Origin of the sequence: Actinomadura chokoriensis, from assembly GCF_039529475.1 — a bacterium.
Taxonomy (GTDB): Bacteria; Actinomycetota; Actinomycetes; order Streptosporangiales; family Streptosporangiaceae; genus Spirillospora; species Spirillospora bangladeshensis.
Genome location: NZ_BAAAMW010000026.1, coordinates 109,414 through 123,890 on the forward strand (window position 1 = coordinate 109,414; position 14,477 = coordinate 123,890).

General features: G+C 75.2%; 14 protein-coding genes. 6 read left to right on the top strand and 8 right to left on the bottom strand.

Translation table 11 applies throughout. The features are described from left to right. The first annotated feature begins 40 nt into the window (after positions 1-40). Genes ABFX46_RS36565 through qcrB form a run of 3 tightly spaced genes read left to right on the top strand, consistent with a single transcriptional unit; the run spans position 41 to position 3,415 of the window. Complete coding sequence (locus ABFX46_RS36565; RefSeq protein WP_346048553.1) at positions 41-595, top strand: hypothetical protein; 555 nt, start codon at positions 41-43, stop codon at positions 593-595. Then, positions 595-1,692, top strand: a complete 1,098-nt coding sequence (locus tag ABFX46_RS36570) for a PrsW family glutamic-type intramembrane protease (RefSeq protein WP_346048554.1) — start codon at positions 595-597, stop codon at positions 1,690-1,692. Before ABFX46_RS36565 ends, ABFX46_RS36570 begins: the two co-directional genes overlap by 1 nt. Positions 1,693-1,747: 55 nt before the next feature. Beyond that, positions 1,748-3,415, top strand: a complete 1,668-nt coding sequence (qcrB, locus tag ABFX46_RS36575; protein WP_346048555.1) for a cytochrome bc1 complex cytochrome b subunit — start codon at positions 1,748-1,750, stop codon at positions 3,413-3,415. A gap of 72 nt (positions 3,416-3,487) precedes the next feature. On the opposite strand, the gene ctaD is transcribed toward qcrB, so the two are convergent. The 3 genes from ctaD to ABFX46_RS36590 all read right to left on the bottom strand — a co-directional run bounded on the left by ctaD (position 3,488) and on the right by ABFX46_RS36590 (position 6,682). Continuing rightward, a complete protein-coding gene (ctaD, locus tag ABFX46_RS36580; protein WP_346048556.1) occupies positions 3,488-5,167 on the bottom strand; it encodes an aa3-type cytochrome oxidase subunit I in 1,680 nt (559 codons plus the stop codon). 92 nt (positions 5,168-5,259) lie between these two features. After that, the gene (locus ABFX46_RS36585; RefSeq protein ID WP_346048558.1) at positions 5,260-5,583 is read right to left on the bottom strand and encodes a DUF2795 domain-containing protein; all 324 of its coding nucleotides are present in this window, start codon (positions 5,581-5,583) and stop codon (positions 5,260-5,262) included. Between the two features lie 82 nt (positions 5,584-5,665). Then, entirely contained in the window at positions 5,666-6,682 is a 1,017-nt protein-coding gene (locus tag ABFX46_RS36590) for a Ppx/GppA phosphatase family protein (protein ID WP_346048559.1), read from the bottom strand. A 127-nt stretch (positions 6,683-6,809) separates the two neighbouring features. Between ABFX46_RS36590 and ABFX46_RS36595 the strand changes: the two genes are divergently transcribed. The 3 genes from ABFX46_RS36595 to ABFX46_RS36605 all read left to right on the top strand — a co-directional run bounded on the left by ABFX46_RS36595 (position 6,810) and on the right by ABFX46_RS36605 (position 9,215). Continuing rightward, positions 6,810-7,469 carry a hypothetical protein gene (locus ABFX46_RS36595; protein WP_346048561.1) on the top strand — a complete coding sequence of 220 codons (660 nt, stop codon included), beginning with the start codon at positions 6,810-6,812 and terminating at the stop codon, positions 7,467-7,469. Between the two features lie 71 nt (positions 7,470-7,540). Further along, complete coding sequence (locus tag ABFX46_RS36600; protein WP_346048562.1) at positions 7,541-8,728, top strand: zinc-dependent alcohol dehydrogenase; 1,188 nt, start codon at positions 7,541-7,543, stop codon at positions 8,726-8,728. 100 nt (positions 8,729-8,828) lie between these two features. Continuing rightward, complete coding sequence (locus ABFX46_RS36605; RefSeq protein WP_131942292.1) at positions 8,829-9,215, top strand: nuclear transport factor 2 family protein; 387 nt, start codon at positions 8,829-8,831, stop codon at positions 9,213-9,215. A 20-nt stretch (positions 9,216-9,235) separates the two neighbouring features. Here the strand turns inward: ABFX46_RS36605 and ABFX46_RS36610 are convergent, their stop codons facing one another. The 5 genes from ABFX46_RS36610 to ABFX46_RS36630 all read right to left on the bottom strand — a co-directional run. Next, positions 9,236-10,147 (bottom strand): hypothetical protein, encoded by a 912-nt coding sequence (locus ABFX46_RS36610; RefSeq protein WP_346048563.1) that lies wholly within the window; start codon positions 10,145-10,147, stop codon positions 9,236-9,238. Then, positions 10,144-11,316 carry a cytochrome P450 gene (locus ABFX46_RS36615; protein ID WP_346048564.1) on the bottom strand — a complete coding sequence of 391 codons (1,173 nt, stop codon included), beginning with the start codon at positions 11,314-11,316 and terminating at the stop codon, positions 10,144-10,146. The genes ABFX46_RS36610 and ABFX46_RS36615 overlap by 4 nt, the downstream gene beginning before the upstream one ends. Positions 11,317-11,325: 9 nt before the next feature. Further along, the gene (locus ABFX46_RS36620; protein WP_346048565.1) at positions 11,326-12,543 is read right to left on the bottom strand and encodes a PucR family transcriptional regulator; all 1,218 of its coding nucleotides are present in this window, start codon (positions 12,541-12,543) and stop codon (positions 11,326-11,328) included. A gap of 11 nt (positions 12,544-12,554) precedes the next feature. After that, the gene (locus ABFX46_RS36625; RefSeq protein ID WP_346048567.1) at positions 12,555-13,625 is read right to left on the bottom strand and encodes a polyprenyl synthetase family protein; all 1,071 of its coding nucleotides are present in this window, start codon (positions 13,623-13,625) and stop codon (positions 12,555-12,557) included. Positions 13,626-13,691: 66 nt separating this feature from the next. Beyond that, positions 13,692-14,477, bottom strand: a 786-nt coding sequence (locus ABFX46_RS36630) for a PEP-utilizing enzyme (protein WP_346048568.1), incomplete at its 5' end; no start/stop codon positions are given.

Below are 14,477 nucleotides of genomic sequence, written 5' to 3' on the forward strand. Positions count from 1 at the left end.
ATTTCCGCAGCGCACGTCATCGGGGGGTCGCGTGGCGCGGGTGAGTTGGTGGGGAACGGGGCTCGTGGCGCTCGTGCTGCTGGTGCTCGCCGCGGGGCTCCCGCTGCTCGACAAGGCCCTCGGCAGCGGCGCGGAACCGCTCGCCGCGGGGGCGGTCCTCGCGGTCGGGACGGAACGCGACGGCGTCCGCCCGGTGACGTTCTCGGTCCCGTCCGCGGGCTGGGTCCTCGACAAGGCCGACTCCTCTCTCGCGAACAACGTGGAGCTGTCCAACGCCGGCGTCGGCCTGTACGTGCGCGTCGTCGTGCCGCTGGCACCGCTGGACGCGCGGAAGCTGTGGGACGGCCTCGGCCGCATCGTCGCCGCCGGCGGCCGGGCGCGGCTGGGCGCGCGGCCCGTCCCGGTCACGACCGCGCACGGGCTGACCGGGCTGACCGGGGAGCTCGCCGGGCGGGAGCGCACCGGCACGGCGACCGTGTTCGCCCGGGACACGCTCGGCGCGACCGTGACGGCGTCCGGTCCGCCGGGCGCCTACCGCACGCTGGCCGCCGAGGTCGAGGCCATCGTGCGGACCCTGCGGATCTCGGCCCCGTGATGACCCGGCGGCCGGCGTTCTGGCTGTGGGCGGCGGCGTGCGCGCTCGGCGCCTGGATCGCCTTCCACGGGATCGGCGCGCAGGTCGCGGCGTTCCCGGTCGGCGCGGTCGTCGGGGTCGCGCTGCTGGCGCCCTCGCTCGCGGTGGGCGTCTGGGTGCTGCGGCGGCTGCACCCGGTCCGGTCGCATCCGCTCGGGTACGCGCTGGTCGCGGTGGCCTGGGGCGGCCTCGCCGCGTTCGGCATGGCGCTGCCCGCGAACTCGGCGTTCCAGGCGGTCATCGGCAAGACGGCGGGGCCGGCGTTCAACGCCGTGTGGGGCGCGTCGATCGCCGCGCCGGTCGACGAGGAGCTCCTGAAGCTGGTCGGGGTCGCGGTGCTGGCGCTGATGGCGCCGGCCGCGGTGCGCGGGCCGCTCGACGGGTGGGGGTACGGCGCGCTCGCCGGACTCGGCTTCCAGTTCGCGGAGAACTTCCTCTACGTCCTCAACACGATCGTGCTGACGGGCGCCACGCAGGACGCCAGCGCCGCGTTCTTCTCCTTCGGCAGCCGGGTGGTCGGCGGGGCGTGGTGGAGCCACTGGGCGATGACGGCGGTCGGCGGCGCGGGGCTCGGCTGCCTGCTCGGGCGCCCGTGCCGGACGACCCTCGCCATCGCGGCGGGCGCGCTGCTGCTGGCCATGGCGCTCCACTCGTGGTGGGACGCGCCCGTCCTGCCCGGGGTGCTGCTGCTGCCGGTGAAGGGCGCGCCGATCCTGCTCGCGGCCATCGCCGCGTACCGGGTCTCGCGGCGGCACTACCTGTCGCACTTCCGCCGGACGGTGCACGCGGAGACCGCGAGGGGCGTCCTCGTCCCGGGCGAGGGGCACGTCCTCGCGTTCCGCAAATGGCGCCGCAAGGAGCGCTGGGACGTGCCCGCCGGGGAGCCGCGCCGGCTGCTCGCCCGGCTGCGCGCCGACCAGCTCGAACTGATCGAGGACGGGCTCGGCGGCCTGGAGCGCGACCCCGGCGCCGCCGACCGGCTGCGGGCCGACATCCAGATCGTCCGGCACCGGCTCGGCTCGGCCCGCGACACTCGCGCGCCCGACCGTTTGCCGTGATCGGGCCCGGGTACCCGCCCTGCGGGAATACTGCGCGGCCACGGGAGAGAGCGCGATGGCGGGACGCAAGGGCGGAGTCGGGGCGGGGAGGAAGGCCGGGGAGGCGGCCGAGCCGCGGGTGCGGAAGGTCTTCTGGGGCGTCAACGACCGGCTCGGCTCCACCTCGTTCCTGAACGAGAACATCAAGAAGGCGTTCCCCACCCACTGGTCCTTCCTGCTGGGCGAGATCGCGCTCTACTCGTTCGTCATCCTGGTGCTGACGGGCGTCTACCTCACGCTGTTCTTCAAGCCGAGCGGCGTGGAGCAGATCTACGACGGCTCGTACGCGCCGCTGCGGGGCCTGCGGATGAGCGAGGCGTACGCGTCCACGCTGCACATCACGTTCGACATCCGGGGCGGGCTGCTGATGCGGCAGATCCACCACTGGGCGGCGAACGTCTTCGTCGCGGCGATCACCGTCCACCTCATGCGGATCTTCTTCACCGGCGCGTTCCGCAAGCCGCGCGAGATCAACTGGCTGATCGGCTTCACGCTGTTCGTGCTGGCGCTCGCCGAGGGGTTCGCCGGCTACTCGCTCCCCGACGACCTGCTGTCCGGCACCGGGCTGCGGATCGCCCAGGGCATCATGCTGTCGATCCCGGTCGTCGGGACGTACGTGAGCCTGTGGGTCTTCGGCGGCGAGTTCCCGTCGAGCGAGGAGTTCATCCCGCGGCTGTTCACCGTGCACATCCTGCTCATCCCCGGCATCCTGATCGCGCTCGTCACCGTGCACCTGATGATCCTCTGGCACCAGACGCACACCCAGTGGCCGGGCCGCAGGCGGCGGGAGATGGCGGTGAGCGGCGAGAAGACCTTTCCGCACTTCGCCACGCAGAGCGTCGCGTACTTCCTGTTCACCTTCGGCGTCCTCGCCGGGATGGCGGGGTTCCTGCAGATCAACCCGGTGTGGCTGTACGGCCCGTACGAGACGGACCAGGTCTCGACGGGGTCGCAGCCCGACTGGTACGTCGGGTTCCTCGAAGGCTCGCTGCGCATCATGCCGCGCCTGTCGACGACCGTCGCGGGGCACACCGTCTCGTGGAACGTCCTGCTGCCCGCCGTCGTCCTGCCCGCGGTGTTCTTCACGCTGATCGCCCTCTACCCGTTCCTGGAGCGCTGGGCCACGGGCGACGAGCGCGTCCACCACCTGCTGGACCGGCCGCGCAACGCCGCGACCAGGACGGCGATCGGCGCCGCGGCCATCGCCTGGTACGGCAACCTGCTCGCGGCGGGCGGCAACGACGTCATCTCCGACACCTTCAAGATCCCGCTGTTCTGGACGACCTGGATCTTCCGCGTCGGCTTCTTCGTCGCGCCGATCGTCGCGTTCGCCGTCACCCGGCGCGTCTGCCTGAGCCTGCAGCGCCGCGACCTGCGGATCCGCGAGGAGGGGGTGGAGAGCGGCCTGGTCTCGCTGAGCCCGCAGGGCGGGTTCTCCGAGCGGCACGAGCAGCCGTCGCCGGAGCAGGAGGCCGTGCTGCGGACCCGGCGGCCGGGCGAGCTGGTCGCCCCCTACCCGAACCACCTCATCCCGCTGCCGACCCCCGACCGCACCCGCACGCAGGTGCGCACCCGCAGCAACCGCTTCTACCTCGACTACCAGTCCGAGTCCTACGGCGGCGGCCAGGGCGACCTCAGCCGCGGCCCGTCGGAGGACGGCGAGGGCGGCGAGGGCGGCGGCTGACCCGCACCGGAGCGGCACGCGAAGGAGCGCCCGGCGGGGAGTCCGCCGGGCGCTCCGCGGTGCGGGGCCGCCTCACTCGGGCGGCGGGAGGGCCGGCTCCTTCTCCTGCGGCGGCTCGGTCGGCGGGTAGCGCAGGTCGAACGCGGGGCGCACGGAGCGGATCCGCGGCATCGCCGTGAAGTTGTGCCGGGGCGGCGGGCAGGACGTCGCCCACTCCAGCGAGCCGCCGAAGCCCCAGGGGTCGTCCACCTCGACCTTCTTGCCGCGCCGCCAGGTGCGCAGGACGTTCCACAGGAACGCGAACGTGGACGCGCCGAGGACGAACGAGCCGACCGAGGAGACGAAGTTCAGCGTGGCGAACTTCTCGGGGTAGTCGGCGTAGCGGCGCGCCATGCCCTCGGCGCCCAGCCAGTGCTGGACCAGGAACGTCGTGTGGAAGCCGACGAACAGCGTCCAGAAGTGGATCTTCCCCCAGGTCTCGTCGAGCATCCGGCCCGTCATCTTCGGCCACCAGAAGTAGAAGCCGCCGAACGTCGCGAACACGATGGTGCCGAAGAGGACGTAGTGGAAATGGGCGACGACGAAGTAGGAGTCGGTGACGTGGAAGTCCAGGGGCGGGGACGCGAGGATGACCCCGGTCAGGCCGCCGAACAGGAACGTGACGAGGAACCCGATCGAGAACAGCATCGGCGTCTCGAACGTCAGCTGCCCCTTCCACATCGTGCCGACCCAGTTGAAGAACTTGATGCCGGTCGGGACGGCGATCATGAAGGAGGTGATGGAGAAGAACGGCAGCAGGACGCCGCCGGTGGCGAACATGTGGTGCGCCCACACCGTCATCGACAGCCCGCTGATCGCGATGGTGGCCGCGACCATGCCGAGGTAGCCGAACAGCGGCTTGCGGGAGAACACCGGGATGATCTCGGTGACGATCCCGAAGAAGGGCACCGCGACGATGTACACCTCCGGGTGCCCGAAGAACCAGAACAGGTGCTGCCAGAGCAGCGCGCCGTGGTTCGAGGCGTCGTAGATGTGGGCGCCCAGCTTTCGGTCGGCCTCCAGCGCGGCCAGCGCCGCGGTGAGGGTCGGGAACGCGATGATCACCATGAGGCTGGTCAGCAGCACGTTCCAGGTGAAGATCGGCATCCGGAACATCACCATGCCGGGGGCGCGCAGCGTGATGATCGTGGTGATCAGGTTCACCGCGGTCAGGATCGTCCCGAAACCCGACAAGATCAGGCCCATCGTCCACATGTCCCCGCCGAGGCCGGGCGAGTACGTCGGGGAGGTCAGCGGCGCGTAGGCGAACCATCCGAAGGCGGCCGCGCCGCCCGGCACGATGAACCCCGCGAGGACGATGAGCCCGCCGAACAGGAACAGGTAGTAGGTGAGCGCGTTCAGCCGGGGGAACGCGACGTCCGGCGCGCCGATCTGCAGCGGCACGAGCACGTTGGCGAACCCGAGGAACGTCGGCGTCGCGAACAGCAGCAGCATGATCGTGCCGTGCATGGTGAACAGCTCGTTGTAGACCTGGTTGCTCACGACCTGCTTGCCCGGCTCCAGGAGCTCGGCCCGCATGATCATGGCCATGATCCCGGCCGCCAGGAAGAACAGGAACGACGTCGTGAGATACAGGTAGCCGACCATCTTGTGGTCGGTCGTGGCGAAGATGTGGGCGATCCTGGTGCCCTTGCGGTGGCGCGCGAGCGCGTCGGCGACGCTGGTGTCGTCCCTCCCCTGCACGGCCGTCATCTACAGCCCTCCCTCCCTCGTCCGAGCCCAACGGGGCACTTGCCGCGCCGGCCTCTTTCAAACGCGGGGAAGGCGGCGGAAAAGGGCGCTTGTCACGGCTCGTCGCCGCGGTGCAGCTCCTCCTCGATGGGCGACCGCTCGGCGTGGCGCGCGTGCTCGCTCAGGCCGGACTTCTCGTGGTGCCGGCGCTGGTGGTCCCGCTCGGTCGGGGTCCGCCCGGGGTCGGGGTCGAGCGGCACCGACCGCACCACCTCGGCGACGCTGTCGTAGGTGCCGAGCGGCAGCGACAGCAGCGCGTGCTCGGCCTCCCCCTCGGGCCGCCTGCGGTGCGCATGCTCGACGATCCGCTGCTTGTCCGCCGGGAACGGCAGGTCCCCGAGCAGCTCCTCGATCTCCCGCGCGTCGGCGAGTGCCATGGCGTGCTCCCCCCGGTGATGGGCCCCTCCTGCGGCGGAACTGCCCGCCGCGCCGCCGGCCAAACGCCCCCGGCGCCCGGGGTCAGGTGACCGCCCGCAGCGACGCGCCGCGCAGGGTCATGGGGCGCCGCTCGGGGAACAGTTCGGGGCCGCGCCCGCCCGCCAGCTCGTTCAGCCGGTGCAGGAGGACGCCCTCGCGGAGCGCCCACGGGCAGAGGTCGAGCCGGTCGAGGCCGAGGACGTCCATCACGCCCTCCGCGACGATCGCACCGGCGAGGATCTGGTGGGCGCGGGACGCCTTGACCCCGCGCAGCCGGGCCCGCTCCTCGTCGGGCAGCTTCGCCAGCCGCGGGATCCAGCGGTGCAGCTCGCGGCGGTCGAGGCGGCGCTCCCGGTAGGGGCCGGCCTTCGCCTTCGGCGCGCCGCAGAGCCGGGCGAGCTGGGTGAAGGTCTTGGACGTCGCCACGGCGCGGGCCGGTGCCGGCCGCTCGGCGATCCCGAGGACCGCCTCGCCGAGCACCGCCCGGACGTGCTCGCGCAGCGCCCGGCGGGTCCGCTTGCGCACGGGCGGGCGCGGCGGCAGGTGGTGCCGGGTGAGGCGGCCCGCGCCGAGCGGCAGCGACAGCGCGATCTCCGGTTCGGTCCCGGCGCCGTAGGCCAGCTCCATGGAGCCGCCGCCGATGTCGGCGAGCAGCATCGGCCCCGCCGACCACCCGAACCAGCGGCGGGCCGCGAGGAACGTCAGCCGCGCCTCCCGCTCGCCGCTGAGGAACCCGAGTTCGACGCCGGTGGCGGCGCGGACCTCGGCGGCGACGTCGTCGCGGTTGGCGGCGTCGCGCAGCGCGGACGTCGCGTACGGGACGAGTTCGGCGACGTCGAGGGCCGCGGCGGCCGCCACCGACTCGCGCACCGCGGCGATGAGCCGCCCGACGGCGGGCCGGCCGATGACGCCGTGCCGGTCGGTGGCCTCGGCCAGCCGCACGGCGCTCTTCACCGAGCGGACGGGCGCGGGCGGGTGGCCGGGGTCGAGGTCGGCGACCCGCAGGTGCGCCGAGTTCGAGCCGATGTCGAGCACGCCGAGGCGCAGGGGGCCGTCCATGCGGCTGCTTTACCCCGCGTTGACGCTCTCAGTCGGCCGGCGCCGGCCCGCGCGGCGCCGGGCTCGCACGGTAGAGAGCGGAAAGTTCGGGAAAGCCGCTGGAAACGGCACGTTGAAGGAGCCCCCGGTGCCACAGGACGAGCTCGACATTCGGGCCGGGGTCACGGCGGCCCGCGACGAGGCCGCCCGCGCCATCGACCGGCTCGACACGGCGCGCAGGCGCGCCGCGCGGACCCGCGGCGGCAGAGCGGGCCCGGACGCGGGCGCGGACGCGGGCGCGCCGGACCTGGACCGGCCCGTCCAGGAGCAGCCCGCACGGGAACAGGAGGTCGCGGAGGCGGCGCGCGCGCTGGCCGACGCCGCCCGGGAGCTGACCCGGCTCGTCCGGGGCTACGGCCCCGGCCCTCCGGTCCGTCCCGCCCGGCGCTCCCCTCCGGCCGGGGCCGCGCCGCCCCCGGCCGGCGAGCGGAGCGACGGGCAGCCGCTCGTGACGCTCGACCTGGCGCACCGCATCGCCCCCGGCTGGCGGCTGTACCAGTTCACGCTCGCCGACCGCGACGCCCACCGCTGGCACCTGCGGCACGACGGCCACGCCGCCGGGACGGTGACGCACGTGCTCGACCTGCGCGGACGCCGCACCGGCTGGGAGGCCCGCGACGCGCGCGGGTTCCGGCTCCGGCTCCGGCCCGGGCCCGGACCGGAGGCGTACCGGCTCGCGGCGCCGCACCTGTGGGCCACCCGGGTCGCCGCCGTCCGCGCGGCGGCGCGCGCCCACCGCTGCCCCTGACGGACGTTTCGCCCTGTTCGTCGGGGTAGGGCGGCCCTGGAGGGGCCCACCGCGTCCGAGGAGGAGCAACGATGAAGGCCGTCACCTGGCACGGCAAGCGCGACGTCCGCGTCGACACCGTGCCCGACCCGCAGCTCAAGGAACCGGACGACGCGATCATCAGGGTCACCTCGTCCGGCATCTGCGGATCGGACCTGCACCTGTACGAGGTGCTCGGGCCGTTCCTCAGCGAGGGCGACATCCTCGGCCACGAGCCGATGGGCATCGTCGAGGAGACCGGCCCGGACGTCGCGCACGTCAAGCCGGGCGACCGCGTGGTGATCCCGTTCAACATCTCCTGCGGCCGCTGCTACATGTGCGAGCGGCAGCTGTACGCGCAGTGCGAGACGACGCAGGTCCGCGAGTACGACTCGGGCGCCGCGCTGTTCGGGTACACGCGGCTGTACGGGCAGGTTCCGGGCGGGCAGGCCGAGTACCTGCGCGTCCCGCAGGCGCACTTCGGCCCGATCAAGGTGCCGGAGGGCCCGCCGGACGAGCGGTTCGTCTACCTGTCGGACGTGCTGCCCACCGCGCGGCAGGCCGTCGAGTGGGCCGAGATCCCCGAGGGCGGGACGGTCACGGTGCTCGGCCTCGGCGCGATCGGCCAGATGGCGGCCCGGATCGCCCGCCACCGCGGGCACCGCGCGATCGCGGTCGACCTCGTCCCCGAGCGGCTGGAGATGGCCCGCCGGCACGGCATCGAGGTGATCGACGCCGACGGCGCCGACGACGTGCCGGACGCGGTCCGCCAGCTCACCGGGGGGCGCGGCACCGACTCGGTGATCGACGCGGTCGGCATGGAGGCGCACGGCTCGCCGGGCGCGAAGCTGGCGCAGACCCTCACCGGGCTGCTGCCGGGCAACTCCGCCGCGCCGGTGATGCAGCGCGTCGGCGTCGACCGGCTCGCCGCGCTCAACACCGCGATCGAGATCGTCCGGCGCGGCGGGACCATCTCCGTCATCGGCGTGTACGGCGGCATGACCGACCCGATGCCGATGCTGAAGATGTTCGACAAGGGCGTCGGGCTGCGGATGGGCCAGGCGCACGTCAAGCGGTGGATCGACGAACTGCTGCCGCTCGTCTCCGACGACGCCGACCCGCTCGGCGTGATGGACCTCGCGACGCACCGCCGGCCGCTGGACGAGGCGCCGCAGGCGTACGAGATGTTCCAGAAGAAGCAGGACGGCGCGATCAAGGTCCTGCTGCAGCCCGGCGGCTGACGCGGCCCGCACGCGGTGATCGCGGCCGGGCCCCGCGCCCTCTAGGCTTTCGCCACGTCCCACGGGGCGAGCCGATGATCCGAGCCTGGAGGTGGGCCTCATGCACCCGTTCCGCGCGGCCATTGAGAAGGGCGACATCGACGCCCTCCCTGCGCTGCTCGCCGAGGACGTCGTGTTCCTCAGCCCGGTGGCGTTCGCGCCGTACGAGGGGCGGGCCGCGGTCACCGCGATCCTGCGCGCGGTGACCCGGGTGTTCACCGGCTTCCGCTACGTCCGGGAGATCGGCGACGGCCGCGACCACGCGCTCGTGTTCAAGGCGCGGGTCGGCGACCGGGAGGTGCACGGCTGCGACTTCCTGCACCACGACGACGCCGGGCTCATCGACGAGTTCTGCGTGATGGTGCGGCCGCTGTCGGGCGCCCGCGCGCTGGCGGACGCGATGGCGGTGGAGTTCGCGAACGTCCGGCGGGAGATGGGCCTGGCCTGACGCGCGGGACGCTCGCGCCGTCAGCGGGCCAGGCCGAGCGCGGCGCAGGCCGCGAAGGCCAGCAGCGGGTAGGCGGCGATCGCGGGGCGCGGCCACCGGTCGCGCCCGCGCGCGAAGTCCCGCGCGGCGAGTGCCGGGACGGCGAGCGGGGCGACCGCGGCGAGCGTCCACCAGCCGGGCCTCGCGAAGGCGGCGAGCAGCCCCGCCGACAGCACGGCCGCCGCGAGCGCGAGCGCAGAGGCGCCCGTGAGGCCGAGCGTGGTCACGTAGGTCCGCTCCCCCGGTTGCGGGACCCGGGTGAGCTTCCCTGCCAGCTCCACATGCCCGGCCGCCAGCACCGCCACCGCGATGGCGACGAGGCCGTATCCGTCCGGGCCGTGCCCGGCCGAGTCGAGGTAGCCGGCGTACAGGTAGAGGTGCAGCAGGACGGGCGCGGGCAGGCTCACCAGCAGGCTCGTGAACAGCCGGTCGCCCGAAGGCCGCCCCCACCGCCGGTAGGCCCGCACAGCCGCCGCCGCATAGCCGAGCTGGACGAGCAGGACGGCGGCCCGCCACGGCCACATCGCGTTCAGCGCCAGGAGAACCGCCGCGCCCACGCCGTACAGCACGCCGAGGTCCCGCACGCGCACCGCGCCGGACGCCAGCGGACGCTCCGGATGGAAGCGCCGGTCGTAGTCGAGGTCGCGGATGTCGTCCAGTGCCCGCATGAGCAGCAGGCCGACGAACAGCGTCCCCGCCGCGACCGCCGTCCCGGCTCCCGGCCGCCACCCCGAGCCCGACGGGTCGACCGCGGCGAACGACCCGGTGACCCCGTACGCCCACAGCACCGCGAAGACCGCCGACGGCAGAGGCGCGTGGCTGCCGAGGACGAACCGGCCGACCCGAACGCTCCATCCCCTCATCCCGCCCGGGAGTACTCGCTCGCCCGTCATCGCCGGACTCTCTCGGACCAGGTGAGCGGGAGTTGCCAGACGCCGCGCAGGAACATGCGGTCGCGCCAGGCCAGGTGCGCGGGGTCCACCGCCGGAGCGAGATCATCGAACCGGTGGAGGAGCGCGGCCAGCGCGGTCTGGAGTTGCACGCGCGCGTGGTGCGCGCCGAGGCACATGTGGCGGCCGTGGCCGAAGCCGAGGTGCGGGTTCGGGGACCGGGCCGGGTCGAAGCGGTCGGCCCCCCGGAAGGCCGCCGGGTCGCGGTTGGCGGCGTCGGTCAGCGGGACCACGACCTGCCCGCGCGCGATCGGCGTCCCGGCGAGTTCGGCGCCGGCGAGCGCGACGTGCGGATGCCCGCCGGTGCCGGCGAACCAGACCCAGCGCAGGTACTCCTCGACCGCCGGTGGGATCAGGGACGGGTCGGCGCGCAGCCGGGCGGCGAGCCCCGGACGCGACGCCAGGTCGAGCACGCAGGCCCCGAGGAACGCGGACGTGGTCTCGCCGCCCGCCATCAGCAGCCCCGCCCCGAACACGGCGATCTCCTCGTCGGTCAGGTCCGAGCCGTGCACCAGCGCGGTGAGCAGGTCGCCGCCGGACAGCGCCCGGCGCGCCGCGACCTGCTCGGCGAAGTAGCCGCGCATGCCCTCGTGCGCCGCCGCGACCTCGTGCTCGGGGTGGTGGCCGGCCGACATCAGCGCGCTCGCCCACGGCAGCAGCAGGCCGAGGTCGGCGGCCGGGACGCCGAGCATGCCGCAGACGGCCGCGTACGGGAACGGCGTCGCGAACCGGGCGACGAGGTCGGCGGGCGGGCCGTCCGCCGCCATGGCGTCCAGCAGGCGGCCGGCGAGCGCCGCCGCGCGGGGGCGGCCGGCCTCCGCGCGGCGGGCGGTGAACCACGCCCGGACGGCCCGCCGGCGCCGGGTGTGCGCCGGCGGGTCCGTGGCGGCCAGCGCGAGGGACTCCGGCGTCCGGGCGAAGAGGGTGCCGCCGTGCCACGCCTCCCGGCTGAACCGGTCGTCGGACAGGACCGCCCGGACGTCGGCGTGCCGGGTCACGAGCAGCGCGTCGCGGCCCGCCACCGCGGCCGAGACCAGCGGCCGCGCGCGGAGGAGCCGCAGGTGCCCCTCGTCCAGCGGGACGCCCGGACGGTGCGGCAGGGGGAAGTCCATCGGTCTCCTTCATGCGCTGAGCGGCGGGGGCAGGGAGGTCTCCTCGGCGCGGTGCCCGTCGCGCTCCCCGCACGGGGCGCGGTCGTTCGCGAGCCGCGCCGAGGTCAGGGCCGCGCGGAACAGCTGGATGCCGCGCGCCGAACTGGGGTCGACGCCCGACAGGTCCCGGATGCGGTCCAGCCGGTAGTGCAGGGTGCGGCGGTGGATCCACAGCTCGCGGGCGGCGCGCTCGCGGTCGAGGTTGCAGGCGAGCAGCACCTCCAGCGTGCGCCGCAGGTCGGTGCCGGCGTCGAGCGGCTTCAGCACGGCGGCGAGCCGGCCGCGGATCGCGGGCTGGTCCAGGATGGCCAGCTCCACCAGCAGCTCGTCGGCCCGGTAGGGGCGGTCCTCGGCGTCGGGGATGGCCTTGGCGACGGTCAGCACGCGGGACGCCTCCTCCAGCGCGTCGGGGATGTCGGCGAGGCCGCGCCGGAACGCCTCGGCGGCGTGCACCGGGCCGCGCGCCCGGGCGGCCAGCGACGCGGTGAACTCGGCGGCGCGGCTCTCGGCGCGCAGCGGGTCGGCCGCCGGGAACAGCGCGATGAGGCCGGACAGGTCGCCGGAGTACAGGACGCCGTCCCAGCCGTCCAGGCGCTCGCTCGCCCGCTCCCAGCAGGACGCCGCGGCGGGCGCCTCGCACAGCAGCACGAGGTAGGCGGGGGCGAGCCGGACGCCGGCCGCCTCGGCGATGACGCCCGCGGGCGCGCCGTCGATCAGGGTCTCGGCGAGCAGCCGGCGCAGCGGCCGCGACCGGCCGCCCTCGCGCGGCGCCTCCGCGTAGCCCTGGATGCACGCCTCCCGCGCGCCGATCGCGAGCCGCGCCGCGTGCGCGGTCAGCTCGGCCATCTCGGCGAAGTGGCCGGCGGGCGCGATCGTCCAGCAGGTGCGGGCGGCGGCGGCGAGCGCGAGGTCCCACACCTCCGACAGCACCGGCAGCGGGATCGCCTGCCGCGCCGCGAGGACGCCGAGGTCGCGGAACCGGCCGAGGTCGTCGGCGGGCAGCGGCTCGCCGGTGAGCACGAGGGCGATCAGCCGGGTGCAGGTCTCGCCGCGGCCGCCGAACATCGGGCCGGCGGCGCGCCGGATCGGCAGGTAGGCGGGGTGGCCGTGCAGGGCCTCGCCGATCGCGGTGGCGACCCGCGGGCCGCCGGAGACGAGGATGTCGGAGAGTCCGCCGGGAGCGGTCATCGCGTCCTCTCCTAGGCCACGGCCAGCCGGAACCTGGGCAGGTGGGCGGCGGTCTCGTCGACCAGCCGGTGCAGCTCCGGCCCCCACCCACCACCGATCGACCGGCGGGCTCCGCTCGAGCCGCCGAGCCGGTCGAGGAGGGCGTGCGCCCGCTCGACGAGCGGCGTAACGGCGGCGGCGTAGGAGTCGAGGACCTCCTCGTCGAGCATCCGGGCGGCCAGCTCGGCGCGCGCGGCCGCCGAGTGCCGGGCGGCGGCGTGCAGCGCGAGCGCCTCCCGGCGCCGCCCGGCGGGCAGCGAGGACAGCAGGTGGACGAGCAGGAACGTCGCGGTGCCGTTGGCGAGGTCCTCGTGCCGGCCGGACGCGAGGTCGCGCTGGTCGTTGACGAGCTGGCGCAGCACGCCGAGCGACCGCCCGAACGCGCGCCACCGGGCGGTGCGGTCGCGGTCCGCGCCGGCCAGGCACGCCGCCGCCGCGGCGGCCATCGCATAGGGGGCGCCGGTCTTGCCCGCGTAGCCGTGCAGCACCGATTCGGGCGTGGCCGCCGCCGCGCGGCCGGTGAGGTCGCGGAGCTGGCCGTCCACGGCGTCCAGCCAGCCGCGCGACAGCTCCTCGCCGAGCGCGGCGCGGGTCGCGGCGGGCACCGGCAGGCCGGCGAGGAGCCGGGCGGGCAGGTGGCTGCCGACGGCGAGCGCGGTCAGCACCTTCGCGCCCGCGGCGGCGCCGGACGCGGCGGGCGATCCCGGCGCGTCGGTCAGGTCGTCGAGGTGGCGGGCGGACGCCCACCACAGCAGGTGGACCACGGCGATCGGCGCGGCGGGGCCCGGTTCGCCGGTCTCCGCGCCGTGCACCAGCAGCGGCAGCGTGATCATCCCGCGCACGCCGGGGCCGGAGCCCTTGGCGCGGACGAGGTCGAAGAACTCCAGCAGGAACTCCGACATGGCGCCGCCGACCATCTCCCGGCCGTCGTCCAGGCCCATCGCGAGGCCCTCGGCGAGCAGCTCGCACAGCCGCGCGACCTCCGCCTCGATCTCGGCGATCGCCCGTTCCTGGGCGGCCCTGCCGAACACTCCTTCGTCCACGTGCCGACTCCTCTGGTGCTGCGGGGTGTCAGGGGCCGCGCCGGCGGCGTCCGGCGCGGCCCGTCATCAGCGGGCGCGATCGTCCAGGATCCGGACCGTGCCGGCGCGCCCGTCCAGCTCGATCCACGCTCCGTCCGGGATGCGGTCGACGGCGCCGCCGACCGCGACCGCGGCCGGCACGCCGAGCAGCCGTCCGGTGACGGCGGTGTGCGAGAGCAGGGTGCCGCGCTCGACGACCAGGCCGGACGCGGCGATCAGGAGGGAGAGCCAGCCGGGGTCGGTCTCCCTGGCGACGAGGATCCGGCCGGCGCAGTCGCCGGGCGGGACGCCGGGGTCGAGGACGACCTTGGCGCGGCCCCGGACGGTGCCGCCGCTCGATCCGAGCCCGCGCAGCACGTCCCCGTCCCGGTCCTCGGGGGCGCCGGCCGGGCGGGCGCCGGCGAGGGCCGCCGCGACGGGACGCCCGGCGGGCAGCGACAGCAGCGCGGGCGGGGGCGGCGCGCCCCGGTGGCGGTCGCGTTCGGCGCGGCGCACCGCGACCAGGCCGCGCAGCCCGCACGGGCCGGAGCCGGGCAGGGTCCCGTCGAACGCGCCGAGGACCTCCTCCACGGTGAGGTCGAGGACGTCCATCGGGTCGTCGAGGGCGCCCGCCTCGGCGAGGTCGGCGCCGAGCCGCCACAGGATCGCGCGGGACAGCCCGAACAGCTGGGTGCGGCAGAACCGGGTGTCCTCCCTGGTCCGGACGAGCCGGGGCAGGGCGGCCAGCGGCACGTTCAGCAGGGCGCGGCGGGCCGGGCCGCGGCAGGCCGACCGCAGCCGCCGCCGGGCGCCGGCCGCCGCGCGCGCCTCGCC